Annotated in this window: 27 protein-coding genes; 7 read left to right on the top strand and 20 right to left on the bottom strand. The window is 37.4% G+C overall.

All coding sequences use genetic code 11. From position 1 onward, the window contains the following. Nucleotides 1-29 precede the first annotated feature (29 nt). Nucleotides 30-299, top strand: a complete 270-nt coding sequence (locus ACFX4H_RS16075; RefSeq protein ID WP_054395944.1) for a hypothetical protein — start codon at nucleotides 30-32, stop codon at nucleotides 297-299. Between the two features lie 176 nt (nucleotides 300-475). Here ACFX4H_RS16075 and ACFX4H_RS16080 read toward each other — a convergent pair whose 3' ends face one another. From ACFX4H_RS16080 to ACFX4H_RS16090, 3 genes are all read right to left on the bottom strand, one after another. Beyond that, nucleotides 476-988 carry a CBO0543 family protein gene (locus ACFX4H_RS16080; RefSeq protein ID WP_377435943.1) on the bottom strand — a complete coding sequence of 171 codons (513 nt, stop codon included), beginning with the start codon at nucleotides 986-988 and terminating at the stop codon, nucleotides 476-478. Between the two features lie 107 nt (nucleotides 989-1,095). Beyond that, nucleotides 1,096-1,974, bottom strand: a complete 879-nt coding sequence (locus ACFX4H_RS16085) for a YitT family protein (protein WP_034315255.1) — start codon at nucleotides 1,972-1,974, stop codon at nucleotides 1,096-1,098. A 649-nt stretch (nucleotides 1,975-2,623) separates the two neighbouring features. After that, on the bottom strand, nucleotides 2,624-3,502 hold the full coding sequence (locus ACFX4H_RS16090; protein ID WP_328137554.1) for an acyltransferase: 879 nt from the start codon (nucleotides 3,500-3,502) through the stop codon (nucleotides 2,624-2,626). 236 nt (nucleotides 3,503-3,738) lie between these two features. Between ACFX4H_RS16090 and ACFX4H_RS16095 the strand changes: the two genes are divergently transcribed. Next, entirely contained in the window at nucleotides 3,739-4,491 is a 753-nt protein-coding gene (locus ACFX4H_RS16095) for an alpha/beta fold hydrolase (RefSeq protein ID WP_328137553.1), read from the top strand. Nucleotides 4,492-4,498: 7 nt separating this feature from the next. Beyond that, on the top strand, nucleotides 4,499-5,083 hold the full coding sequence (locus ACFX4H_RS16100) for a TetR/AcrR family transcriptional regulator (protein ID WP_328137552.1): 585 nt from the start codon (nucleotides 4,499-4,501) through the stop codon (nucleotides 5,081-5,083). A 273-nt stretch (nucleotides 5,084-5,356) separates the two neighbouring features. Here the strand turns inward: ACFX4H_RS16100 and ACFX4H_RS16105 are convergent, their stop codons facing one another. The 3 genes from ACFX4H_RS16105 to ACFX4H_RS16115 form a co-directional block, all read right to left on the bottom strand. Next, nucleotides 5,357-6,961: a phosphodiester glycosidase family protein gene (locus ACFX4H_RS16105; RefSeq protein WP_377435843.1), complete on the bottom strand. Its 1,605-nt coding sequence runs from the start codon at nucleotides 6,959-6,961 to the stop codon at nucleotides 5,357-5,359. A gap of 661 nt (nucleotides 6,962-7,622) precedes the next feature. Then, nucleotides 7,623-8,585, bottom strand: a complete 963-nt coding sequence (locus ACFX4H_RS16110; protein ID WP_328137550.1) for a peptidoglycan-binding protein — start codon at nucleotides 8,583-8,585, stop codon at nucleotides 7,623-7,625. 331 nt (nucleotides 8,586-8,916) lie between these two features. Then, complete coding sequence (locus ACFX4H_RS16115; RefSeq protein WP_377435844.1) at nucleotides 8,917-9,177, bottom strand: hypothetical protein; 261 nt, start codon at nucleotides 9,175-9,177, stop codon at nucleotides 8,917-8,919. A 535-nt stretch (nucleotides 9,178-9,712) separates the two neighbouring features. On the opposite strand from ACFX4H_RS16115, the gene ACFX4H_RS16120 reads away from it, so the two are divergent. The 3 genes from ACFX4H_RS16120 (at nucleotide 9,713) to ACFX4H_RS16130 (ending at nucleotide 13,703) form a co-directional block, all read left to right on the top strand. Continuing rightward, nucleotides 9,713-10,537, top strand: a complete 825-nt coding sequence (locus ACFX4H_RS16120) for an alpha/beta fold hydrolase (RefSeq protein ID WP_377435845.1) — start codon at nucleotides 9,713-9,715, stop codon at nucleotides 10,535-10,537. Nucleotides 10,538-10,555: 18 nt separating this feature from the next. Continuing rightward, entirely contained in the window at nucleotides 10,556-11,767 is a 1,212-nt protein-coding gene (locus tag ACFX4H_RS16125) for a SpoIIE family protein phosphatase (protein ID WP_328137547.1), read from the top strand. Between the two features lie 1,021 nt (nucleotides 11,768-12,788). Then, the gene (locus tag ACFX4H_RS16130; RefSeq protein WP_377435846.1) at nucleotides 12,789-13,703 is read left to right on the top strand and encodes an iron-hydroxamate ABC transporter substrate-binding protein; all 915 of its coding nucleotides are present in this window, start codon (nucleotides 12,789-12,791) and stop codon (nucleotides 13,701-13,703) included. Nucleotides 13,704-13,934: 231 nt separating this feature from the next. On the opposite strand, the gene ACFX4H_RS16135 is transcribed toward ACFX4H_RS16130, so the two are convergent. From ACFX4H_RS16135 to ACFX4H_RS16175, 9 genes are all read right to left on the bottom strand, one after another. Beyond that, nucleotides 13,935-14,186 carry a contact-dependent growth inhibition system immunity protein gene (locus ACFX4H_RS16135; RefSeq protein WP_328137545.1) on the bottom strand — a complete coding sequence of 84 codons (252 nt, stop codon included), beginning with the start codon at nucleotides 14,184-14,186 and terminating at the stop codon, nucleotides 13,935-13,937. A 601-nt stretch (nucleotides 14,187-14,787) separates the two neighbouring features. Further along, entirely contained in the window at nucleotides 14,788-15,486 is a 699-nt protein-coding gene (locus ACFX4H_RS16140) for an SMI1/KNR4 family protein (protein WP_328137543.1), read from the bottom strand. A gap of 197 nt (nucleotides 15,487-15,683) precedes the next feature. After that, on the bottom strand, nucleotides 15,684-16,094 hold the full coding sequence (locus ACFX4H_RS16145) for a hypothetical protein (RefSeq protein WP_328137541.1): 411 nt from the start codon (nucleotides 16,092-16,094) through the stop codon (nucleotides 15,684-15,686). 324 nt (nucleotides 16,095-16,418) lie between these two features. Then, nucleotides 16,419-16,886, bottom strand: coding sequence for an antitoxin YezG family protein (locus tag ACFX4H_RS16150; protein WP_328137539.1), 468 nt, complete (start codon nucleotides 16,884-16,886; stop codon nucleotides 16,419-16,421). A 323-nt stretch (nucleotides 16,887-17,209) separates the two neighbouring features. Beyond that, nucleotides 17,210-17,758, bottom strand: coding sequence for a T6SS immunity protein Tdi1 domain-containing protein (locus ACFX4H_RS16155; protein ID WP_034312184.1), 549 nt, complete (start codon nucleotides 17,756-17,758; stop codon nucleotides 17,210-17,212). A gap of 19 nt (nucleotides 17,759-17,777) precedes the next feature. Next, on the bottom strand, nucleotides 17,778-19,736 hold the full coding sequence (locus ACFX4H_RS16160; RefSeq protein WP_377435847.1) for a polymorphic toxin type 15 domain-containing protein: 1,959 nt from the start codon (nucleotides 19,734-19,736) through the stop codon (nucleotides 17,778-17,780). After that, entirely contained in the window at nucleotides 19,733-20,023 is a 291-nt protein-coding gene (locus tag ACFX4H_RS16165; protein WP_377435848.1) for a YwqI/YxiC family protein, read from the bottom strand. The genes ACFX4H_RS16160 and ACFX4H_RS16165 overlap by 4 nt, the downstream gene beginning before the upstream one ends. Then, entirely contained in the window at nucleotides 20,023-20,451 is a 429-nt protein-coding gene (locus ACFX4H_RS16170) for a YwqH-like family protein (RefSeq protein WP_053534915.1), read from the bottom strand. The genes ACFX4H_RS16165 and ACFX4H_RS16170 overlap by 1 nt, the downstream gene beginning before the upstream one ends. 239 nt (nucleotides 20,452-20,690) lie before the next feature. Beyond that, a complete protein-coding gene (locus ACFX4H_RS16175; protein ID WP_249597984.1) occupies nucleotides 20,691-20,939 on the bottom strand; it encodes a hypothetical protein in 249 nt (82 codons plus the stop codon). A gap of 384 nt (nucleotides 20,940-21,323) precedes the next feature. Between ACFX4H_RS16175 and ACFX4H_RS16180 the strand changes: the two genes are divergently transcribed. Then, nucleotides 21,324-21,728 carry a hypothetical protein gene (locus ACFX4H_RS16180; protein ID WP_053534914.1) on the top strand — a complete coding sequence of 135 codons (405 nt, stop codon included), beginning with the start codon at nucleotides 21,324-21,326 and terminating at the stop codon, nucleotides 21,726-21,728. 152 nt (nucleotides 21,729-21,880) lie between these two features. Here ACFX4H_RS16180 and ACFX4H_RS16185 read toward each other — a convergent pair whose 3' ends face one another. The 5 genes from ACFX4H_RS16185 to ACFX4H_RS16205 form a co-directional block, all read right to left on the bottom strand. Continuing rightward, complete coding sequence (locus tag ACFX4H_RS16185; protein ID WP_034312196.1) at nucleotides 21,881-22,174, bottom strand: hypothetical protein; 294 nt, start codon at nucleotides 22,172-22,174, stop codon at nucleotides 21,881-21,883. A 355-nt stretch (nucleotides 22,175-22,529) separates the two neighbouring features. Beyond that, on the bottom strand, nucleotides 22,530-23,477 hold the full coding sequence (locus ACFX4H_RS16190) for a serine hydrolase domain-containing protein (RefSeq protein WP_377435849.1): 948 nt from the start codon (nucleotides 23,475-23,477) through the stop codon (nucleotides 22,530-22,532). 186 nt (nucleotides 23,478-23,663) lie between these two features. Next, nucleotides 23,664-24,494 (bottom strand): ammonia-dependent NAD(+) synthetase, encoded by an 831-nt coding sequence (nadE, locus tag ACFX4H_RS16195; RefSeq protein ID WP_249597986.1) that lies wholly within the window; start codon nucleotides 24,492-24,494, stop codon nucleotides 23,664-23,666. A gap of 34 nt (nucleotides 24,495-24,528) precedes the next feature. After that, nucleotides 24,529-25,998 carry a nicotinate phosphoribosyltransferase gene (locus ACFX4H_RS16200; RefSeq protein WP_034312208.1) on the bottom strand — a complete coding sequence of 490 codons (1,470 nt, stop codon included), beginning with the start codon at nucleotides 25,996-25,998 and terminating at the stop codon, nucleotides 24,529-24,531. A gap of 61 nt (nucleotides 25,999-26,059) precedes the next feature. Next, nucleotides 26,060-26,611 (bottom strand): cysteine hydrolase family protein, encoded by a 552-nt coding sequence (locus tag ACFX4H_RS16205; RefSeq protein WP_034312211.1) that lies wholly within the window; start codon nucleotides 26,609-26,611, stop codon nucleotides 26,060-26,062. Nucleotides 26,612-26,615: the final 4 nt, after the last annotated feature.

The raw sequence follows: 26,615 nt of genomic DNA on the forward strand, positions 1-26,615 counted from the left end.
ATAATTCACATCATATGGAGGATACAATCATGGAAATAAATGAAAGGCAACCATTTGAGTCTTTTTTATCTCCTCGTCAACTTACTGAGCTAAAAATCTTATCTATTAAAACAAACATAGCTTTCCATGAATTATTAGCAATGCCATCAATAATCTCACTTCTAGAGAAACTGAACAATACTACCGAACTAAATAATGAGCTTAATAATAAAGAAATGATATTAAGAAATAAAGTTTTCATTAATAAAAATAAAGAAGTATTAAAAAAGACACAAAAAGCACTCGACCAATTAGGTTAAGTGCCTTTTCTATGTATTACATTCTAAAAAAGAATAAGACATCACTTGGTTAAAGTGGATGTCTAGTTTTTCTTATGTTTTCCGTCTCTTTCATTACATAATAAAAAGCCGCCCTTTTGGGACGATTGGATTTTGTAAATAATAAAATTTAAGACTTAATGGTTCCAAAACACTTTTTATTTAATTTTCTCAATCGGTATATTTAACACATTCCATAAAATTAAAATCCATACTATAGATACCCCCCAAGCTAATAAGGGTTTTTTATAATGTATTCGAAGTATTGAAAACATAGCGATATTAAACAACACAGACCACCAAATATTCCAACCATTGTAATGGTTTATCAAGTCTAAATACTTAAGGTTAATTAATTCGATTAACGAATACAGAAAAACCCAAAAGGCAATCCAAAATAACTGTTTCCGTTTCGATTGAGGGAAACGACCAAGGTATATCATAATTGTTGAAGGATACGCCAAAAACATAATAATCAGCGAAATAATTAGGTCATTTCTCAGGATGTGTACACCAAAAAATATTTCTTGGTAAGCCCACAGTTGATGGTTATAGAGTAAACAACTATATAGAAGATCACCGATAATAAAGAATAAGATGGTCGGATAATAATCCCTCCATCTCCTCCAATTGCCCCATTTAATCCCTGCTAATAAAAAAGAACAGTAAATACAAAATGCATTTTATTCTCCAATGTTTTTTACTACAAATTATTCCCATCCTGTTAGAAAGGTATGCAAAAAAGCACTCAAGTTATGAGCGCTTCCTATGGTAATTATTAATGAATATCTCTCTTTTTGAACCTTCCTCCACGTACTTCCGCGATATTTGCCATTGCTAAGAAAGATGAAGGGTCGATTTCTTCAACAATTGTAGTTAACTTGGATTCTTCAAGTCTGGTAATTACACAGAAAATAACCTTCTTGTCTTCTCCAGTAAAAGCACCCTCACCATGTAAGTATGTCACACCTCGTCCTAAGCGGCTATTGATTGCATCACCCATCTCTTTTGCTTCATCGCTAATTATCCACACTGACTTTGTTTCTTCCATTCCAGTAATAACAATGTCAATGGCTTTAGCAGCTATTACATAAGCTAAGATTGAATACATAGCCCTATCCCATGTGTAAACGAATCCGGCAGAACCAAGTATAAATAGATTGATGAACATAACAATTTCGCCAACAGAAAAAGGCACTTTTTTACTTATTACAATCGAAAGTATTTCTGTACCATCAAGAGCACCACCGTTACGAATTACTATTCCCACACCTATACCTAAAAAAATACCGCCAAAAATTGTAGCAAGAAGGATATCTTCAGTGAAGGGCGGGATAGGATGAAAATATGTCGCAAAAATGGAAAGCATTATAATCCCATATACAGTAGATATAGCAAAAGTTTTTCCAAACTGTTTATATCCCAGAAATACAAATGGTAGGTTCAAAAGGAATAGAAAGATTCCCAGTTTTATTCCGGTAATGTGAGAAAGCATAATGGAAATGCCTGTAATGCCTCCATCAATTACATGATTGGGAATTAAAAAGATTTCCAATCCAGTGGCCATTAGCAAAGCACCAATTGTAATAAGAATGATCCGTTGGATAATTATCAAACGAGGTAACTTTCTATGCTGCTTTTTTAGTGCTTCCGTCAGAAAAATCACACCTTTTATTATTCATTTATTACTATTATACTCTAATATTAAATCAGGAAAAATAACTTTGAATAATAGAATTCCTAATCTACCGCATAGTTTCTTCCGACTGTTTGTTACATCGCTCTCCAAGCTGTCCATGTGGTCATGTCTGAAACGGTATGCCTTAACATAATTGAACCTGTAGAACCGTGGTAAGGGAATGCTATTTGTAGAGCTGAAGCAGCTCCCGATTGGAAGTGCAGGACTCCCCAAGAGTTTGCAATAGATGGTGCATTCAATGCAGTACCCGCACACCAATAAAAGTTCGATTTAGTTATAGTGTAGTATGTTTTATGATAGAAGCTGACACAATAGAGTTCGAAAAAGGAGTTTCGCCGATTTTTCTCATTTATAATTAATCAAAAAAGACAGTGAGTTAATCTTTGCTTACTGTCTTTTAATGTATAACTAAACGATAAGTTATTCAGATGTTCCTTCTTCCCTTGTTCCCATTGCTAATTCTCCTTTGTAGAAAAGGAACAACCCTAAAAAAGACAATAAGAAACAACTTTATTGCATTTTTAAAAAAACTTACAATTATTCCTGTACCATCATTCTGAGCTATCACTTGGAATTTTCTAAAATTAATCTGGAATAATTCAATCATCTACTTCTTACTTCCTTTGCGAAAGGTTCTATCGAGAAATGTTTTCTTTTTCTCAGGAGGCACAGGAAGAAAGAAACGATTCTTACTTGTTACATCAAGATAAGGCGTTAATATGTCAGTCTTCTCCTCTACAGAAGTTGCGGTATTTAACTGTTCTTCAATTTTTGCAAAATGTTTTGCTGTTGAGCCTTTTGACTTAAAGACAAAACGCCCATCCGGGAATTTTTGTGATTCTGCTGTTTCTTTTTCAGAATATGCATGGACAGACGGACGTGCCCAAAAAACATTTTTCCGCACCACACGTGCAGGACTTCCTGCAGCTGATACATTTGATGGGAGCGATTTTGTCACAAGTGACTTTGCACCTAAAATTGAACCTGTACCAACTTCTACTCCTTTAAGAATCATGACGTCCTGCCCAATCCAAATGTGGTCACCTAAGTACACACTTTTTGTTGGGTTAATCCGTTTTCGAGTTGTTCCATCGTAGATCAAATGTGGATCTGCCAAACGAACGACTACACCACTTGAAAACATATTATCATCACCGATGAACAGATTCTTTTGCTCAGAGAGAATAAATCTCGCTGCTCCATTAAATGAATAGTTGCGACCTAGGAAAAATGTATTGTCATTCCAAACATTGACTCTTATCGTTGCATTGCGTTTGGATTTCCCAATGATCATGAGCGAGTTGTTGCCATTAAAACTTAGCGTCGCATCTTTAAATTCCGCTCCACGTTCAATAATTAACCGATTTCCTTCACCAAACAATTTGATTTTACTATTCACAAACGAAATCTCATCTTCGGTATTTCCTATAAAGAGTATTTCATTATCCGTTTCTGGTTTCTGTAATATATTTGAAATGATTTCCATACTATTCGTACCCTCTTTTTCAAAGTGTTGAAAACGTGTTCATTATACATCATTTTTTACTCAACACAAAGACTGCCTAAGAAACCTGAGGAGATGTAAAGCTGAAGCCTTCGGATTTACTATTGATTATCACTATTTTGCGGAATGGAAATAATATCTTAGTTTTATATTGACTAAACGTTCATTCAATAATAAAATAAATCTGAAAATTCAGTGATAAAAAAGGAGGGGTTGCATTGGATTTACATTTCGAGGTTAATGGCAAGGGTCTTCCTGTTGTTCTTATCCATGGTGGCGGGGTTGATTTGAGGCAATGGACATTTTTAGCATCTCTTTTAACTAAAAATTACCAAGTGATCGCTTTTGATGGCCGTGGTGCCGGTAAATCACCATCCCCCATAAAACATGCAAACTATGTAGAGGATGTATTGGCACTAATGGATTACCTGGAACTTAATCAGGCAACGATTATAGGTCATTCCTTGGGCGGACAGATTGCCACTGATTTCGCCCTTAATTATCCAGAAAGGGTATCGAAACTTGTATTAATTGCTCCTTCTTTAACTGGTTTTCCCTATTCAAAGGAGTTTGAACAATATCATAACAAGATATTGGAAAGTGCCCCCAATATAGATAAAATGTTAGAGCTTGCCCTTCATTCACCAACATACCAAGTTGTTGTCGATAGTCCGCACAAAGATCTCACTGTTCAAATGCTCAGGCATCATTTCGGGCGCATGCTTAAGTGGCCCGCTGGTTTCTGCATGATATGGCCGCGGCCGCCGGCAATGGAACGATTAGAAGAATTGAACACCGAAACTTTATTTTTTATCGGCAAAAAGGACTTGGCAGATAATTTCCGGGTTGCCGATTGTTTCCGAAAGGTTCCAAACATCCGTTTCATCGAAATAGAGGATGCCGATCATATGCTGCCCCTCACCCATTCTGAAGTTTTATATCAAGAATTCACTGCTTTTATGGAGGATTGAAGATAAAATGCCACGTACATCCGAAGAGAATGACCGTATTCGCCAAGCATCCAAAGAAAAAATTCGCGCTGCAGCCATGGAGTTATTTATAAAGCAAGGCTATTACGCTACTTCCATAAGCGATATAGCCAAGCAGGCGGGCATTTCGAAAGGGTTACTCTATAACTATTATAAAGGAAAAGAAGAACTGCTTTCTGAAATGGTCGAGGACAGAATCAAGGAGGTGGCGGAAGTCATGGAAGAAGCTTTCACCTTAAATACACCTCGTGAACAGCTTGAACATATAATCAATGGTGCCATTGATAATATCCACCAAAAACCAGAAGTCCATCGGTTCTATCTACACCTTCAAACTCAGCCAGAATCAGATGAAGAGTTGATAAAATACAGTCATCTCATAATAGAAGAAAATGCTAGACAATTTGAGTTTCAATGTAAAATATTTGAAAGTATGGGTGAAACGGAACCAAGGAAACGATCGTTATATTTTTCATCTGTGCTACAAGGAATTATGTTGATGATATCCACCTATCAACAGGGATTTCCGATAGAAGAAATAAAGAATCAGATTATAAGCGAGTTTTGTAACTAATCTTGAATGAAGGTTTAAAAAGAAACTTCCATAATCGGGTGCTTAAGGAAAATTCATTGGAGCTATCTCCATTTCCGGGCCTTTCTTTCGCTGGCATGAGGAATCGATGGCACAACATATCTCTTTATTGTTAAAAACTGCTGAAAGTATTTCAAATTCCCTATATTAAATTATTTCAAAATATCACAGAAAAAAATCTCTTCAGAAACCTAACTGAAGAGATTTTTTTCATGACGACCAGCTTGAACCAAAGCGATGAATGTCCCTGTCCATCTATTCTACTAACAGAATACCGTCGGCAATCGGGCGTTCACCTGCTGCATCAGATGGTCTTGTGACTCGGTCATCCCCAACTGTCATGGTCGTCGATCCGCCGCCGTCAAGATTGATGGCATCGGCTGCCCCTAATGACTTCATGACTTTCGCACTTTCTTCAAAATTAGCCCCCACGCTCCATCCGGGTGCGCGTCCATCAATGGTGACCAATAATAGATTGCCATTCTCTTTGATTCCTGCAAGCGTTCTTGGATTACGTCGTTCCCCAAAACGATAATAAAAGCCTGGATCTTCTTCCCAGTGAAAGCCTTCCTCTACGGCATTAATGGAAATTTCTCCGTTTTCCAATAATCGAGGACCCCCATTAATCATACTTGTAGTTTGGTCTAATTTTAATTGTTTTCCATCTCTGATGATTTTACTTTTCACTTGAATCTTCATTCCTTGTCGGGCATGGTCACGAAGCCACTCTGCCGCCTCACCCGTTCCTGCAAGAACAGAACCACCGCTTGGAATGTCTCCCCCACGCTTGTTACGGATTTCCGCCACTACCCCGGCATGATTTACTACCACTTCCATCCCGTCGCCCGATTCTGTCTTTTCTCCAAATACGGACGTATATTGGATAAGTTCACTTCCATCTTTACAAGTAAAATCATGTTTTGCCCGTTCTGTTGTCGTATCTCCTCCAACACCGCCACAATTGCGGATTAATCCTGGCTTCCGATTCAATCCATCCACTTCCCTAACCGCCCCATCAGATGAAGTAGCCTGAATTGACGTGGACACAGATGCAATGTTTGCCTTCCCTTCAGCAGAAGATAAAATCAGAGCTGAACGGCCATTTATAGCTTCACTGACAAGTTGACCTTTGCTTGCGAATATACCGGCAAGATCGCCTGGTGTTCCATCCTTCTCTCCCATAACAAAGTATCCTGCATTAACTCCTGCAATGGCATCATTTCTATCAGCGATTTGGGTCAATGTTTCTTTTCCTGTCACTGCATCATTTGCTAATTCAGGCACCACATGCCCATGAAATCGATCCTGATCCACTTCAAGGACGTTCACTACCCATGGCCCTGTTGTTTTCTCTCCGTCTTCACCCGTATACACAGTCCGAAGTCCCGAATATCCCTTTTCAGATAACTTGTTTTTCATTTCGGCTGCATCTGCTTCCAGCTGATATTGACCGATGCGAACAATGTACCCAAGCGGTCCCTTTTTCCGGTCATCCTCGGCCCGATCCGATTCTTTTATGATATGAGCATTTTTGAAACCGTCTTTCTTTAAACTTCCCAACAATTCCTTTGCCTGCTTTTGTGTTTCTACAAATGCCACATCCACTGTGTAAAAGTCTTTAGAAGATGTTTCACCACGATTGATTTTGGTATACTTCACTCCTGGTGCTAGATTCATGGAAGTTCTTTTCTCCTGCAAATTTGGGGTTCCAAGTGGAAGCAAATGATTTTTCGTTTGCACTTGTGATTGAACATTCAATTTTGCTTGAACTGGAGTTTCGGGAATGGCATTTACAAACATCACAGATGCCAGACTAATAGAGGCGATAGGCAAAATTGGGTTTTTCCATATTTTTTTCATTTTTTTCCTCCAATAAAGTTATGTCTTCCTTTAACTTTATTGGAGGAATGTGATGGAAAATTAAAAAAACTATTATATTTCAGTCAATTTTAAGTGAACAAAAATGAGCATAAATACTCGATAAATATTACAATTCAGATTTGTGAATGGATAAATTTGAGTATTTTGTCTTTGTTTACAGTTAATCAAAGGTTTTGCTGGATAATCGTGAATATTATAAGATATGTGTGGGGTTATCTCCTAGGAGGTGAAATTTATGGAAACAGTAAAAAAGAACTCGTTGTTAATACCAACCATCTTGTCGGTTATCAATGTCATCTGCCTTGCTTCATTCCTTATTGGACTTAGTGTTATGAACCACCCAATTTCAGGAATTTTAACTGATCTTGGCTTGTTATGCCCACTGATCGCAATTTCATCATTCTTCTATTTAGTGATTAAAGTCAAAAAGCATTCCGCATTAAAGTACTTTCATTTCGTAAATGCGGTTACATTTCTTGTCCCCATATGTATTCTTACGTTTCTTATACTTCGATTCTTAAACGATTGGGATATTTACTTTTAAAATGACTGCTATATTTTCATTTATACAAAAAAAGCCCTCATGGGGCTTTTTTGCTAAGCTAATTTTAAGCATAATAATTCTATTACATTTCTAATATCATCCAAATAGTTTTGCAAAGGTATTTTCACCGGCGATGCCGTCTGCAGATAATCCATTGGCCCTTTGAAATGACTTCACAGCTATTTCCGTTCCGCTTCCAAAGATACCATCCATGCCATGTGGATTATGTCCTTCCAAATAAAGTGCAGCTTGAAGGATATAGGTGATATTCCCTTCCGCCCCTTCCCTAACATTAGGTGAAGCCGCTTTTGTTTGGGGTCCCCATATTCCATCAACATTGATCTTTGCACCATATTGTTTATTCAATTCGGTTTGAAAACCCTTGATCAGCGCTTTTTTAGTATTGGGACCATAATATCCATCAACATCTATTTTTGTTCTATATCTGCTATTTAATGTCCTCTGAATGGACTTGATAGTTTGGTTGCCGCTGTCCTTTGCTGGTGTATCTTTTACAATGACTTCGGATTCGACTTGTGTAGGTGGTGGAGTGGTTCCATTCACTTTTGATATCAGTTTAGGCTTTGTTCCCGCATTTAACTGAGAATACGTCAGTCCGCCCGTCATATCCAAGTGCGGATAATCTTTAAAGCTTGACCAATCCCCGCCCCATGCAAAGCCCAAGGATTTACCAATAGCCGCTGCACGTCTCCATTTTGCATCAACTGTCCATATGCCATTCTTTCCATCATCGCTGACTATGACATAATCAATGGCTAGTCCATAGTTATGGTAAGATTGACCTGGCATCGCGTTGGTCACTCTCGGCTTCGATAAATCACTATAGTTTTTACCATCGTATATATAACCTAGGCGACCTTGACCATATAGCTTTGCTTGCTCTTCCATAGACCGATAACCTGCGCTGATTTGCACGAAAATGCCTTCTTGGTATGCCCGTTTAACCATTTCCAAAGCTGATTCTTTTACGACTGGATGAATTCCGCTGCCCATATTCTTTTCTGAACGATCCAATAAAGTTTCTAATTTAACTGTCAATTCAATCACCTCCTAATATGTTATGGTGCTAATTAGGAAATGCTTGTACCCCTACCTCGACGTTACAAAAAAACCGCCCTTTTTATGTGGATCTAGTAAGCTTTCATCGTTCTTAAATAAAAAAAGCACAACCCCTAATGGAATTGTGCTTTTTTATATTGGCTGTTTTCGCATACTTTGTTGCTATTTTCGAAGTAGTGCAGTGTGGTTGATTTCCCCTCCAGGTGCTCGCTTTCCGCGGGGCGGGCGGTGAGCCTCCTCGGCGTAGGCCTGTGGGGTCTCGCCTGTCCCGCTGCTCCCGCAGGAGTCTCGCACTTCCGCTCCAATCAACCTAAAATAGTTTCGTTTTAAAAACAACAATCTTTACGAAAAGGGCCTTTATATTATAGTGGCTTATTCTGATCTTCCTTATCTTTCCAATGACTTTTATCAATTCATCCAGCTTTTCATTTCTTTCCTGATCTAATCTTGTCTTTACATTGATGAATTTTATGATCTTAATAATGAAATAAACACTTAAAACAATAAGTCCCAAATAAAACAAAATCGGTATGATTGCAAAAAGCCCTATTAAACTGCTAGCTTCGTCCATGAATAATCCCTCCCAAATGTAAAATATAGTATTATTATACAGGAAAAACAAAGAAGGCGTCCGATAACGATTTATTATTTCAATAATTATGTTGCGAAAAAAAACTGAAGCTAGTTATTAATAGCTCCAATTAGGGATCAGATAGGGGTAAAACAATATTCAAGGCTTTGGTTCAGAAAAAGGAAGAAATTTAAGTTACCCATAATAAAAACCCCTATTTTTTCTATTAAAATATAACCATATATTTCTTAGCGATCTAATCAAAAAATCCCTCGTATTTCTTTTATACATGACCCCTTTTTATAATAAGGCTTTCCATATTATCAAGGAACGTTGTCGGCCATTTCCAGGTATAAGAGGTTCCTGTATACGAAAGACCGAGAGTTTCCAAAGTCTTGAACCCCCAACAAGTGTATACCACTCTCCTCATTCCTGTTCAAGCTCAGACAATTTTCAGCTAAAGTGTAATTCTTTAATTCGAATAAGGTTAGTGTTACCATATAGTAAGTATATCTTCTAAATGAAGGAGCCAATCATGAATTCCAATATTTTATTGCGTAATAATGTAAAGATTAGAGGAAGAGGTACACGACCAATGATATTTGCACCAGGTTTTGGTTGTGATCAAAATGTCTGGCAATCAGTTGTAAAAGATTTCGAAGATGAATACCATATTATTCTATTTGACTATGTTGGGTCAGGTAATTCAGATATACAGGCATATAATGTGGAAAGATACAGTACTCTTGATGGGTATGCACAAGACGTACTTGATGTTTGTTCCGCATTAGACCTAAGAGATGCTATATTTGTTGGACACTCTGTTGGATGTGTGATTGGCATGCTGGCATCCATTAAACATCCTGAATATTTTTCTAAACTTGTCCTGGTTGGTCCTTCCCCTTGCTACCTGAATCTCCCTAATGATTATTACGGGGGATTCGAGAAAGAACAACTTTTAGGATTGATTGATATGATGGACAAAAATTACATAGGCTGGGCAACCGCTTTTGCGGGAACGGTCATGAGTAATCCAGATCGCCCAGAGCTTAAACGGGATTTAGAGAATCGTTTTTGTTCTACTGATCCCATTATCGCACGACAATTTGCGGAGGTTACCTTTTTTGCAGACAACCGTAAAGACTTAGCAAAAGTAAAAGTACCATCACTCATTTTGCAATGTTCCAAAGATGTTATTGCTCCGTCAGCAGTAGGTGAATATATTCATAAGCATCTTCCCGATAGTACATTGAAAATGATGAAAGCAACTGGACACTGTCCACATATGAGTCATCCTGAAGAGACGATATTCTTAATTCGACAGTTTTTGGATGGATTCCGACAAACGATTTATAGATAGAGATGGGTGTGAATTTTTGTGAATGAACAACTAAATGAGGCACCCTGCGGATATTTAACTTTATCAGAAGAAGATGCTATTTTATCCGTTAATCAAACCTTACTTAAATTATTGGGGTATAATCTCGATCAATTGCAAGGGCAGCCTATTAATTATATCCTTTCGGCTTCAGCTATACTCTTTCATCAGCTTTATCTGGTTCCTCTGATTAAGTTAGAAAATCAGATTGAGGAAATATATATATCCTTAAAGTCTGTAGATGATGAAGAAATACCTGTGTTACTCAACGCTGTTCAAAGAGAACGAGATGGGAGAACCATTATTGAGTGTGTGGTGATTCCAATGCGAAAAAGAAACGAATTAGAAAATGAGCTTCTTAAAGCGAAAAAAGAGGCAGAGACCGCACTAAATGCTAGGAATAAGGCTTATGCTGATTTAGAAATCGCTCATGAAACGATGAAAATGCAAAAGAATAAGCTGATTGAATTGAACGAAAAAAATGAAAAATACAAAGTAGATACAGAAAGAGAGCTGGGTCTTGCCAAAAAAATCCAAGAGACACTATTACCAGTTCCTATTATTAATGAACATCTTGAAATTCAAGCGTATTATAAAGGCTCCAATCAATTATCGGGTGATATATATGGTTTTTACCAAATTGACGCCAAACGGTATGGCCTTATCCTACTTGATGTGATGGGGCACGGGCTTTCTTCTGCCCTAATAACCATGTCACTACACTCCATATTTGAAAGATTAATTTTAAAAGGTTCAGAAGTGAAAACGGTGATGAAGGAATTAGATGACCATCTCCATTCTTTATTCAAAAACACAAGTAAATCTTCTCATTACTGCACAGCCGTCTACCTTTTAATCGATACTGATAAGAGAGAAATTAATTATATCAATGCAGGCCATCCATCCGTTCTTTTACAGGAAATAAACGGAAAACAATATGAGTTGCGCTCTAATCGGCCACCACTCGGGATGTTTGAAGATATAATTTTTAAAACAAATACCGTTACATACAATAAGGAAAGTATGCTGTGCCTTTATACAGATGGAGTTGAAGAACCTATAGGTCCAGACCGTTTATGCTCATTGTTAAAGACCTTTTCCGCTGCCCCTTTATCTGCACTTAAGGAGGAAGTTATACAATCGCTTAGATATGAAGAGGACACTCTCCAACGTAAAGATGACCAATGTCTTATTTTAGTTAAACTAAAATAAAACATTGGGGTTGTGCTATCTGCTACATAACTAATCCAAGTTACTGTTCAATTTCTTGGGAGTTCGTATAATGAAAACTATGTTCGAAACGCTTCTATTTAGGGATAAACTTTAGTTCAATGAACTTTTATTTTCTATATCCCAAGCTTAAAAACACTCTGCCATAATGGTTGAGTGTTTTTTCACCTTTATATATTTCAGCTCAATTCCACTAATATATATCACGCATGTCCAAATAAAAAAGGCAGCCACTGGGCCTGCCTCTGTTGAACAACTTATGTCCAGTCATTCATTTAGTGATTAATGAAAACGGCGCTTGTTTTTTTTGCATTTGCACTTACATTTACAACGCTTTCCAGGAAACCATACTGTACTTGGGTCATTGTTCTCAAAACATTTTTCTTCATAACAACAATTTATCTCCATCCTAACACCCTCCTTACTATTGTATATGCATGGACTGATGGAAGGTGTGGACAAGTTGCTAAAAGTTTAGACTGAATGCAAATCAATTCATCATGATTCTGGACAATTTCCAATGTATGTGGAAGCAAACTGAAACCTCCCCCAGTTTTATGGCTAGGAATAACAATTTTCGCATCATTATTTTCGTTCAAATATATATGACTTCTCAACGATTAAACCATAATATAGTTATGTAAACAAATATTCTTCAAAATTTTAAAAAGAGCCCATCAGAAGACCTCAATATCAAGTATTTAACGACGCATGTGGAAAATGTTGAAATGAACCGAGCTATTTTATTCCTCTTCTTAGGATGCGGCTCCCGGTTGAATGTGCTATCCACCTTTAACTACTAGACTTGGTTTACGAAGAAAAACAACAGATTAGCAGGGGGGACGGTTTAGTTCACGGAGTTTAGCAATCTGGCGAAAGTTATTGACAATGATTATCATTCCTATTAATATATTGATGTAGTCATTGAAAATGAATATCATTATTAATTAGACTTTTTTTGGTATATTTTAACCTACACTATAATCAGTAAGGAGAAAATCAAATGAAAAAGCTATTCCTACCCTTCCTGCTCTTGTTCGTACTTATCCTTAGTGCCTGTGGGAACAACGAAAAAGCGAACGAAAATAATGATTCCAAGACAAAATCAGAAACAATTACATATCAATCAGAAACTGGTCCTGTTGAGATTCCTAAAAACCCAAAAAGAATAATTGCTCTCTCCAATGGACCTAATGTATTGGCTTTGGAAGGTAATATTGTTGGAATAGATCAATGGACTAATATGAATCCCCTTTTTCAAGATAGACTAAAGGGAGTGGAAGTCGTTTCAGAAGATGACCTGGAGAAAATCATTGAACTGGAACCGGACCTAATCATAGCCGGATCCGAGATGAAAAATATCGGAAAGCTTAATGAAATTGCTCCGACTGTTGTATTCACTTGGGGGAAATTAGATTATTTATCACAGCAAATAGAAATCGGAAAACTTCTAAACAAAGAAAAGGAAGCAAAAGAATGGGTTAAAGATTTCGAAACTCGTGCAGAAACAGCAGGAAAAGCGATACGTGCAAAAATTGGTGAAGATGCAACCGTTTCTGTTATTGAAAATGATGCTAAAGAGTTTTATGTATTTGGAAATAATTATGCTCGCGGAACAGAAATATTGTATCAAGCAATGGACTTGAAAATGCCTGAAAAAGTAAAAGAAAAGGCAATTAAATCCGGCATTTATGTCCTCTCCTCTGAAGTGCTTCCTGAATATACTGGAGATTATATTATCTTTAGTAAAAACCCGGATGTGGTTAATTCATTTGTGGAGACCGAAACATGGAAAAATATACCTGCAGTTAAGAACGATCGCATATTTGAAATAAATAGTAAAGCATCCACTTACAGTGATCCAATCACTCTAGAGCATCTTCTGGAATTTTTCGAAAAATCATTTCTTAACAAATAGTATGCAAAGAAGGAATTCTTTAAATGAGAATTCCTTCTTTAATGTGTTTTATTCTTGTATCTTCGAAAAAACAAAAAGCACTTTTGCCTAAAAGGCAATCAAGTGCTAAATATAAATTCTAGCTGATCTTCATATCAACAATGTAAAGACCTTTGCGTTGAGGTCTTACAAAAAATTCTATTTTGATTTCACAGCTTCTTTTATTTGTTTCACGACATTATTAAGCCACATTCACATTATAGGAGTTAATCCAATAGCGGGAAAATAAATTTCAGCATTAGTTTGAATATAGTTTTCCTTTTCCTGCTTTGTTCTATTACTAGTTAAAAATTCGTCACAATACCTTATTGTAAAAAGCAAACATTCTTTATTAGCTTCGTTTATAAACTCATCCAATGCTTGTTCAGGCGAACTAATATCCTGGTGGAATGTTCCCCCTAAAAAATCTCTTAACTCTTCAAAGTAATCATAATCTTCGTCCATTTAAATTCCTCACTTCATTGTTTTCCTGGATGCCTGTTAGAATAATATTACCATTTGAATTCTTTTTAAGTACAATTATTGTCTAGTTAAATTTAAACTCACTTGGTCTAGCTGATTGCGCCTCAAAAATGAATTTAACTTTAATAGTTACTTTTCTTTATCCTCAACTAAAGCCTTCTTTCATGGACTTTCAGCTTCGGGTAGCTTGCAACTCGTTAACTGGATGCCTCCGTTATTTGATTGCATTACTTTTAATTTTAGATAAACAACCACTTTATGTGATTACTTAACCTTAAAGCAATTAAAGCAAAAAGCCTCGAAAGGCAAAAGCCAATCAAGGTCTTATTTACAATTCCTATGTTTCATTTCTTCGTACCATATATCAAATATATCATCAGGCAATAATCCGTCATAATTAGAATATCTAAATCATTTTTGTATTGTCCTTTTAACCTGTTATGTTTTAGTATTATAATGTAATTTTATTTCAGTAGGCATTTCTTTATTATACTCTTCACACTTTTTATGGTTTTGACTAACCTTATTAAGATCACTTTGTGATTGGTAGACTAGTAAATATCGCTATTTCCAAATTTATTTTTCAATTGTCTTGAAGCCCTATTACAATCCATTCATCTACAATATCCCAGAAATCCACATTATACTCAGGCTTATCATTAGTAAACCATAATGTCGCTAAGTCATCGATACAGTTTTTTAAATCTATGGCAACATATCCTCCCATGCCATTTTCAAAAAAACCATATGTTGATGCCATATTAATTCCTAATGGTTCATCTAATTCTTCAAGTATTCCCCATTCGTAATCCTCAAAATGAGTAATGCGGTCTACTGGTACAAGCCCCATAGCTCTACTTGGCAGATAATAAAACCCATTGTGTAACTTTTCATAAAATCCCTTAATAGATACTGGAACATTAGACCAATTTTGTTGCATTTCTGAAATATTAATTGAATTGGTCGGAATACCACCTTCATAATAAAGAATTTCGTCATTTTCACTCATTACGCTATATAATACTGCATATTGTCCATTATCTACAATTAGTTCAATTTCTAATAAATTCTCTTTCAAGTATGATATAGTATTACTCAATTCTTTTTCACATACATTATTCCATAAAGCTATTAGTTTATCTTTCTTTCTAGTTTTATCTGTTTCTTTAAATATCTCAATCCATTTTTCAGGCATATTTTCCTTTTCAATATTGAGTAAGTCTTTGTTAGATACAAACTCGATGCTTTTTCTGTATTGTTTTAAAAAAGATAATTTATCCACCCGAAATCACTCCTTTTTATTTACCCTATTAAATTCATCTATCATCTTTTGTATCTCAATTTCTAGTTCTTTTTCTTTTAATATCATTTTTTCCCTAAATTCAGGATTCAAATTCAGGATTCACCGGAATTTTTTCCTTTTTATGGATGTACCAATCTGCAAATGACTTTGAACCTTTAGATGTATTAGCGGCTTCACTAAGACCTATAAAATTCTCTACAAGTTAATGAATCAAAACCTTCCATACGAGCTATTTTCTCTAGGGAAACAATATGGTCTGCATGCAGTTTTTTATCAATTATTTTTCCAGGTAAAGCAAAATCCTCAGTTCCTAAAATATCATCTATATTTTTGTTAACTTCTCTTTGTATTTTAGAAGACGGCGATGCTCTTCTTAATTTAGAATATGTCTCATTGGGAATTTTCCTTTCGCCGTATCTTGGGCCTTGCGTAATGTTATTACCCGTACCCTTAGAAATACTCTCCCCTGAAACACCCTCTACTTTACTATCCTTCACCGTGAATTTCTGATAGGCTTCTTTAATTGTCTGCTTTTCCATTACAATTTGGGGAAGGCTTGGTCCTCCTGCGAGGGATACTTGTTCCACACTTATACGTTTAGGAATTTCTTTTTTACCGATTTCTTCTCCTATATTTTTTAACGTGGTTTTTCCTGATCTCGCGATGTCTGTTATTGTAGCTTGAACCTTCTGAACCTGCTTTTGCGCAAATTCCTTGCTGTAAGGGACGAACTTTGTACCACTCGCTAATTTTTTCCTATGCCACCTTGCCTGAAGTAATTCTATATGATTTTAAGTCCTCACGGCCTATTATCTGAGAACCGATAGATGATACATATTCTATTTCAACAATGAAAAGACCTTAACTTTTGCGTTAAGGTCATAAAAAGAACAAGCTTTACTTATCCTCCATTATTCTTTCTTGAGGTATTCTTCTAAAATCCTCTTATCATATTCAGATTCGGGTAAAAGGCCTAAACGAGTATATTCCCAAATAACCCTTCTTTCGTGATCATCTGCATTGGATAAATCCTCATAATCATAGTCAACCTTAAATTTACCGGTACTTTCTAAAGTAAAAGTTAAATTGGTCCATTGTTCTTGATTATTATTTTTAAATTCATCTGATAATAATTTTAATTCATCTAATAATTGATACCATAATTTATCATATTCTTCTTCGTTTAAACTATATATTTCGGGTATATCATGACTATAAATAGGCAATTCACTATTAGGATTATAATAAAAAAAGAAAGCCATACCGGTACCGTCAGCAATTTCACCGTACATTAATACCTTTGACCATTCCTCTGGTATAGTTTCATTAATAGTTTGGGCTATTTTTTGATAAATACTATTAAGTTTAATATCATTCATACTTACTCACCTCCTGCTCAATTTTCAAATGTCCATATCTCCAATATTCCTAACTGGTAGGGGAGGATTTTAGTTTCTTTGTTACTATGTCTGTCTTATCCTTGGAGTGTTACTTGGGGATTTAATATTTCTTTTCTACTTTCTCATATAACCAGTTTCTAGTATATAGGATTCTTTTTTCACCAAATTAAAAGAGCTTATCGAAAAAAACGATAAGCCCCTGAGTTTTATGCTTTTTGACTTAACCCCAAAAAAGACCCTGAATTCATTTACTTTTGATAGTCACTTGTAATCATCAACCATCTTTTCAACTTCATTGACTCTTATTCGATTGGTCCCATGAATTGAGTAATTAGATAAATATGCTCAATAAGTTTCACCTTTTTCAAGTTTTCCACATTCTCAGTTCCACCTAATCCAAGGAGAGGGGTATAACCAAAGCATTCATCAAAATCTGGTTCTCCATATTTATCAACTGCTTCAGGATAAGGATTCCAATCTAAAATTTCTTGGTAAAATGATTCATCTTCTAAATCAGGAAAGAAATATTTGAAACCGGACGATATCCCTTTAATTTCACCCTTTCTAAAATTAAGTAAAATTAAATATTTATTATCTTCCCAAACAACAAGATCCCCCATTGATGTAGTAAACAATACTAGAGCATCCTCGTTTCTTACATATACATCCTTTAATAGTTCCTTATATTTTTCTGGGTTAACAATATTTAAATACCCGTTTAAAATACTACCAAAACCATATTTATTCCACACTTCTAATACTTGTTCAGGTATGTAACCATTGAAATTATTAATAGTTTCTGCTTGTGCTTTTTCAAATAATTTAAAGTTATCAAAAATGTTAGTTGACATTTTTATAATCACCTCTATTTCATTGTATTAATTTCACATTTAAGTATATTGATTTTTTATCCACTTCCGTCATACTAGCTGCAATAGTTTTTATTTGTTCATCTATAACATCAATTCTATATCTCCATTGCGAACCAAGGGATGAATTAACCCTTTTATCTCCCATTCCACCAATATCAAGTGGATTGCCACCCGCAATTTGATCTGGATTATGTAAAGCAGCCTGTTCATTTATCCATACTGTAGCCTGCTTTTCTGATTCTTTTCTAGATAAGCCTGTCTCCCTTAACTCATCAACTTTATCTAAATAAGCTTTTACTCTTGCAGCCTTTTGAGCTGCATTCCCTTCTAAAGCTCTTCCTTCTTCTATATATCTTTCTCTATTCTTTAAATACTCATCAATAGTTAAACCATTCAACCCTTTTTCTTGGTCTTTTAACTGTCTTGCGAATTCTTCTGCATTGTGTTTAGGATTTTGCTTGAACTTGACTTCTATTTCTGAGATTCTTTGGACATGGTACAAAACACCCATGCCCTTTCCACCATCACTCTTCACCGCAAACTTCTGCACGATATCCTTAATCGTCGTTTTATCAAATGTGACATGTTTATAGTTGTTTCCATACGCCGTCGCTAATTCTTCGACCCTAATCCGGAGAGGTACTTCCACCTTGCCGATTTCCCTGCCGAAGGCTTGAACCTTCTGAACCTGCTTTTGCGCAAATTCCTTGCTGTAAGGGATGAATTTTGTACCACTCGCTACTTTATCTGCGACTTTAGCCGCACCTGCCACACCGCCGATTCCGAGTGCCATCAACAGCCCGTTCTGGCGCTGTTCCTCGGTTAGCTGGTTGCCGAACATGTCTTTGCCTGTGGCCGCTTCACCGAGGCCGTTGGCTGCGAGGAGTCCGTATATCCCGTATTCGGTTTTTTGGAGGAGGCTAAAGCCTTTTGTCGTTTTATAGGCATCGAGCGCGTGGTCCGCTGCGTTGAGCCCTTTCGCCGTTTTGTATAGGGCGCTGCCGCCTTTGATGGCCCGTCCGGCCCAGCCGACGACGGGGATGAATCCAGCGGCGGCCATGGCGCCGGCGGCGATTCGTTCGGCATCGGACAGCTTGCGGCCCGTTACTGGATCGACTCCGGTCGAGGCCCTGATAGAATCATAATATCCCGTGAATTCCCCTGTAAAGGTTTTTGTCGTATCCCAGGCTTTTTCGTACCATGGGCGGTTTTCGAGTTCTTCCATTTCCTGTTCGATTTTCCGGGCTTCGGCTTGCTGCTTTTTGAAGGTTTGATAGTCTTTCATCTGACCGGCGACTTCATCCTTCACTTGATAGACGTCACTGCTCTTGAATGCCGATTGATCGAACGTCATCGGCGATACATTGCCGTCCTGTTTGGTGGCATCAAGCAAGGCACGGAAGAGCCCAACTGCCACGTTTTCCTGCCCGACGGACACATCATATTCCTCGACCAATTGCCGGTCGATATTCTCGACCTTTGTCACGGTGTCATCCAGCCTGTGCCCGGCCAGTGTGATTTTTTCATTAAAGTCCTTTTGATCGAACATATCAAGTGGCAAAATATCGTCAATGCTGTTCAGGATTTTTTGGAGATCATTCGCTTGTTCATCGACAAGCGATTTCGCTTGGTTGATGCCGTTAGACACTTCGCCATCTAAAAAGGGAACCTCGACCACCGTATTTCCCGAGAGGTCCGCCTCTTCCAGACTGCCCGGTATGCCTTCCAAAAAACTGATTTGGGTCGTGAATAATTCCATCCAGGCGTCCGCCACCTCGATTTGCGCTTCATAGAAGCTTTTGATGGCGGTAGCACCGGCTCCCTGAAACTCGTTATCAAGGCCGACAATGCCCTGAAATTCCTTTTTCAGGGCTGCGACTTCCTTCTTTAGATCTTCATATTGCTTGGCACGCGACTTGGTTGCGGCCGTCAATGTCTCGGCTTCATATATTTTCATCTCACAGGATACCCATGTGAAGACGTATGAGAGATGGCTTCATCCTGTTCTTTTAATAAGTCAATGTTGGCACGGGTATCTTCCACATTTTTCTGGACGATTTTGATATATTGCTCGAAAACCTTCTCCAAGTTCGTTTCCCGGTCGAGCCATTTCGAAGTGAATTCCAATTTATTGTTGCCAAGCTCGCCTGCCGGCAAATTTCCAAGCGTGACTGTACCAAGTGCCGTCTTCACCTGATCGACTTGCTTCGTTACGGCAGGATGATTCAGTTTGATTGTCGTCATTAAAACAACCGCCTTTTTAAATCGGATATTTTACTTTCCAGCTGCTCAAATGCCTCTTCACCTTTGCTCAAAAGGGAGTCGGCTTCTTGGGCTATATTCCCCGCTATGCTAAGAAGCGTATTCTCGGCATTCAGCTTTGTAATCATCGCCTCGATTTTCCATTGGTAATCATCATAATCGTCATGAATGATACTAAACATCACATTATAGGCATCATGACGGGCATCCTGAAAGTGATCCGAACGGTTCCCTGTCCAGCTGCCACCAAGCTCAGGCTCTTTTATTTTCCTAATCTCGTTAAGACACATGCTTTGTTCTTTTATAATATCGTTTTTTGCATTTTCTAATCGTTCAATTTTCACATTTAAATCAGCTTTTTTACTGGAGATAGCAGAGTGTATATTACTCAAAATATCTGCATATACCATGAAACTCACCTCAGAAACAGTATAATCCTACACTAAATGTCATATTTTCCTATTTAATATTATAAGGATTATAGTCCGAGAGTTAAATAGGGAGAAATATGCTATTTTGTCAGTTGAAAGAGAAGATTGGCATAAAAAAGTTCCTACATACCATATTCTTTATACCCGGCATTTTACCAATTTTAAACAAGTTAACAGAATATCATTTTATTAGATTCTCTATAAGTATTTTCGGCACTTCATTCAAATTGTCCTTGACTGTATCTATGCAGCAGGTCATGCCGAACAAATTCCCTGCAAGAGGAAGATAAATGTGACCGCTCGGGATGTATCAAATCGCCAAAAGGCAAATCACCGACAAATTTAACTTCACCTTCAAAATCCTGTCCGGATTCAGCATCAAAACCGATGACCTTCACAAAGCATGTTTTGTGTCCGGTTTTCATAAAATCAATTACCGTTAACACATGATTATGTACATCATTCATTCTTTTTCCTCCAACCATGAAAGCATTAAGTAAAGATAAGATCACACTAATATTTTTTACTAACCTTATAAAAAAAGAAACCGATCAAAACAATCATGGCTAAGATCGCTAAAGGCATTATAATATTGGAAATCAGGTACACCTACTTTCAATGAAATCTCTTATTTTTTATTTTTCTATGTATTTTGTTGATCTATTTCACCATTTATTAACTATAACCTGTTTAACTGACGATGCATGTCTGACTTCTCATTCATTTACTTATGCTTTTTACTATGATTTCACATTACCTCCATCGAAGGTCAGTCTGGCAACCCCGAGGACCTCTCCTCTTTTATATAGATTTATAACCTGCTATAATCTAAGGATTGGAGGTGTAAAAAAATGAAAGAAATCATCCAGATATTAGCTGAAATCGTCAATAATCTTCACGATTTCATCTTATTCTTTGTGAGTGACACATTAAATTCAAATGCAACGGACAAAGATTTGCATTTTTGGATAATGGGAATCATCGGTATCATCATATTTTTGTTCGTGTTATTTTTATCCAATTTAATTTCCCGGATGCGTTTTGGTATAACGATACTATCTTTCCTTTATACCTTTACAGTCATGGTTGTTTTAGTATTTGCCATTGAAATACAGCAAGCCCTTACCAGCAGGGGGAATATGGAGTTTCAAGATGCGGCGGTAGGCCTTTGGGGGTTCATCGTATTTTTCATGGTATTTGCTGTACTATCATCCCTATTCCTATTGGTGAAGAATTTTTTCAAGCAATCAAAATAAAGGAAACGATAGGTCACCTTGCTTAAAACATTCCTAATGCCTTTCAATGACTGGAAATTCGGATTTTGTATTGGCGGAATGATAAATTCTCTGCAGCATCATCTTATTAAATCGAAAGCAAGGTTACAGAGAAGCAAATATGATTCGGGGAATTACTTCGATTCATTTTCATTGAATAAATCAATGCTGAACAGATTAAATGAATCGTCGTCAGTAATACGTTCCTGATCATTTCCTGTTATATCAGGACTATTTTCCCTGCGGCGGCGATTTACTTCCCTTAATTCCGCTTCCAGAAATTCCGCTTGTTCGTGGGAAAGCTTGATCGTGATTTCATTATTTTGATCATCTGCAGCTTTCAAGAGGACATAGCTATCCGCAGCATTACGTAAAGTCACATTGCTTACTGTTAAGTTCATGTTCGCTAGTTCATATCTTGCCTTCATAATGTAAAAAGAACCTCCATCGGAAAATACCGGATAAAATAAAGTATATTAAATATACTCTACTTCAAGATATTTAAATATACAAATTCTTTGTTTGGAAAAGCCTTGAAACCTAAAGAAAGCTACCTCCTTAAAGATTTCCGACAATAAATGAAAAATTGGTGTGCCACATCATCATTAAAGATTCGTTCTTGAATAAGGGTACAGAAGGGGTTCTTCCCTTGAAACTCCAGAAGTTCTGGAACCAATTTAGCAATTGAATGCGAATTCGTCCCTTTCTTAAAAAAATACTTGAATGAATTCATATTGACTATAAACATTGGAACCCTCCATTAGTGGAAAGGTTCCATTTTTTTTATAATTCTTTCTCGATCGCCCTAGTAATATGGTGTGGACCCATACCTTTATTTGAAGTAATGACGGTTCTCAATCGCTTTGCCGGATATACCGCAGAATTGAAACTTACCCCCGGGTCATACCCCATAAGGTGGTATTTGAAAATCGCGTCATTTTTTTTACGGATCCATATACCATAGCCATAGTATTCCCCTTCATCTTCTGTAGCAATATGGGTTTCCAATAAGAGATTGGTATATTCTTGATTCAGTAGCAGATTGGAAAATAACCCCTCCCAAAACCTGAACATATCTGATGTGGTAATATACGCCCCTCCATCCGCACTGCCTTTGATGGGAAGGGAATAAACGTTGGTTCTCCATGCTCCATTTTCTTCGTCTATGTACCCTAATGCAGTATTTTTAGGTAGCTGATCCATGGAAAAATAACCGGAATTTTTCATTTCACAAGGCAGAAAGATGTTCTTGTCGATGTATTCGGTAAATTCAAGTCCGGTTAGTTCCTCAACAATCAATCCTAATAAAATATAGCCTGAATTATTGTAATGAAATCTTTCCCCCGGTTGAAACATCATCACCTCACCTTGAAACATTGGCAGGAAATCTTTTAATCCTTTTACATGGTACATCGGATTATTCTGCCATAGCTCCTCAAAATCATCCATCACTTCTTCATCAAAGTAATCAGGAATACCCGAAGTGTGTGTTAAGAGGTGATGTATGGTCACATTTTGATTGAAATTAGGAAACACGATCCGAACACAGTCTTTAAGCTTAGAATCGAACCTAAGTTTTCCTTTTTGTACTAACTGGCAAATGGCTATCGCGGTAAACAGTTTACAACCGGAAGCAATACCGAACCTTGTTTCAGTCGTATTCATGATTTCATCCGCTCGATTGGAATAGCCATGTGCTGAGCTATGGATCAGATCATCTCCTGCTTTCACACTGATTACACCTGAGAATTCAATTTCCTAGCTCGTTGCTTCAATATTCTTGGATATATCCATATGTAGAGTCCCCCTTGCCGGTAAAATTTTCATTACTGATGTGTTGGCCAAGGAGCTTGTTAGGTTTTGCAAAAAAACCCGCATCTTATGTGATGCGGGATAATGTATCTTAGATTTCACTCGTTATTTCCACCAAGTATCATAAACATTAATGGCTTCATTGCGTTTATGTTCGGTTTTAGTATACCATCCTTCGATGATATCAGCTGCTTCCGTTCTGATTTCCTTGCCTTCTAGGTAATCATCGATTTCATCATAGCTAACGCCTAAAGCCACTTCATCAGGAAGTAACGGTTTGTCATCTTCTAAATCGGCCGTTGGTATTTTCGTATAAAGGCGCTCAGGAGCACCGACGAATTTCAGGATTTCTTTTCCTTGCCTTTTATTTAAGCGGTATAAAGGAATGATATCCGCTGCACCGTCACCATGTTTCGTAAAGAAACCTGTGATCGCTTCAGCTGCATGGTCCGTACCAAGCACAACGCCTTTATACAGCCCGGCTAAATCATATTGCACCTTCATTCGCTCTCGTGCTTTGACATTACCCCTTAAGAAATTCGATAGCTTTTCAGAAACTGCTTCTTCCACAGCTTTGACAGATGCATCCACCGCTTCCTTGATGTTGACTGTAACCGATTGGCTTGGCTTAATGAATTTTAAAGCCAGCTGCCTATCATCTTCATCTGCCTGTACTCCATATGGCAAGCTTACAGCAACAAACTTATAGTCGCTGCCATTCGTTTCTTCATTTAATTCATTGACAGCGGTTTGGGCAATATAGCCCGCCAGTGTTGAATCTTGGCCTCCGGAAATTCCAAGTACAAAGCTTTTCAGAAACGTATTTTTCTTCATATACCCTTTTAATAGATCAACACTTTTCCTGAATTCGATTTCAGGATCGATCGTTGGCTGGACAAGTAATTTTTTTACGATTTCTTTTTGTAATGGACGCATTGGCATTTCCCCGCTTTCTAATAAAATAGATTGGTCATTTCGTTAGCATTCTTTCAACTTTGGCTTTAACTTCATCTATATTCCTCATTTTATTATCCCAACAATCCTGGCTTAGATCTACCGGATATTCTTCAGGATTAAGTGCACGAAGGTACTCCGGCCATAATACTTGGAGATTTTTTTGCGTGAAGGCCTTGATTTCATCTATGGTCGGCAATTCATAAATCAAACTTCCATCCTTGAAAATATCCACATGCAGATCAACCGCATCGAAATCCGTGACGAATTTACTTAGGAATGTATGGACAGGATGAAACATTTTTAATTTTTCCTGTTCCTGCGGCTTCTCATATTCCATCGCCAAATAATCACCTTCAGCATGATGGTTCACTTTATTGATGATTCGATATACTCGTTTTAAGCCAGGTGTCGTAACCTTTTCAGGGTTAGAAGAAATTTTGATGGTATCTCTCATATTCCCATCTTCGCCCTCTATTGAAACCATTTTATAAACAGCACCTAGCGCTGGCTGGTCATAAGCCGTAATCAATTTGGTTCCGATGCCCCAAATGTCAATTCTTGCTCCTTGTTGTTTCAGATTGATGATTGTATATTCATCAAGGTCATTGGAAGCGACAATCTTCGCATCATGGAATCCTGCAGCATCAAGCATACGTCTTGCTTCTTTTGATAAGTAAGCTAAATCACCACTGTCAAGACGGACGCCAATGAAATTGATTTTATCACCCAATTCCTTGGCAACACGGATTGCATTCGGGATGCCAGAACGCAATGTATCATACGTATCAACCAAGAATACACAGTCTTTATGGGAAACGGCATATTTATGAAAAGCCGTATATTCATCTTTATAAGCTTGAATCATGGAATGTGCATGCGTCCCTGAAACCGGAATGCCGAACAACTTTCCAGCACGTACATTACTAGTGGAATCAAAGCCAGCAATATAGGCCGCTCTCGCTCCCCAAATTGCGGCATCCATTTCTTGCGCCCGCCTTGAACCGAATTCCAGGGCAGATTCTTCACCGATGACCTGCTTTATGCGTGATGCCTTTGTTGCCACAAGTGTGTGATAATTCACAATGTTAAGCAACGCAGTTTCTATGAGTTGAGCCTCACCAAGCGGTGCTTCAACACGTAATATCGGTTCATTGCCGAAGACGAGCTCCCCCTCTTTCATGCAGCGGATCTCTCCCGTGAAACGGATGTTCTTCAAATATTTCAAAAATTCTTCATCATAGTGCAGATCATTTTTTAAATAGTCGATATCACTTTCCGAGAAGGAAAAGTTTTGAAGGTAATGGACAATTTTTTCAAGTCCTGCAAAGATCGCATATCCGCTATTAAATGGAAGCTTTCTGAAAAATATCTCGAAAACTGCCTTGCGGTTATGTGTTTTGTCCTGCCAATAAGTTTGGGCCATATTGATTTGGTATAGGTCAGTGTGTAATGCGTAACTGTCATCGTTGTATTTTTTTTCCATGGATAGTTCCTCCCAAAAGAGAAGCATTCGCTTCCCTTCTATTCTGTTGCTTGAATCGATATTATAGAATGGTTGCTCCAAGAGATCCTTTAAAATGTCCAAGCGCCCAATGGTGACCGGCATCATTGAACGAGGCCACTGCATGTTCATATACAAAAATTTTATAGCCTAAATTATAAGCGTCGATTGCCGTATGCAAAATGCAAATATCTGTACAAACTCCGACTAAATATACATCGGTAATGTGACGTTCCCGCAGGCGGATATCAAGGTCCGTTCCTGCAAAGGCCGAATAACGTGTTTTATCTATATAATGAACATTCTTTTGATTTTTATTTGTTTCATATTCCTCTTTTAACGCCCCGTATAGGTCTCTACCCATTGTACCGCTAATATTATGCGGTGGAAACAAATTCGATTCGGGATGTAAGCGGTCTCCTTCTTCATGTAAATCAATAGCGAATACCGTATATTCGCCTTGTTTGATAAATTCCTTGGTTATACTGACAAGTTCCTTCTCGATATCCTGACCTGGCTTCCCGCAGGTCAATGAACCCCCGTCTGCCACGAAGTCATACGTATAATCTATATTGATCAATGCCTTTTTTCCCATTTCA

The organism is Peribacillus sp. YIM B13477, assembly GCF_042787955.1.
Taxonomy (GTDB): domain Bacteria; phylum Bacillota; class Bacilli; order Bacillales; family DSM-1321; genus Peribacillus; species Peribacillus frigoritolerans.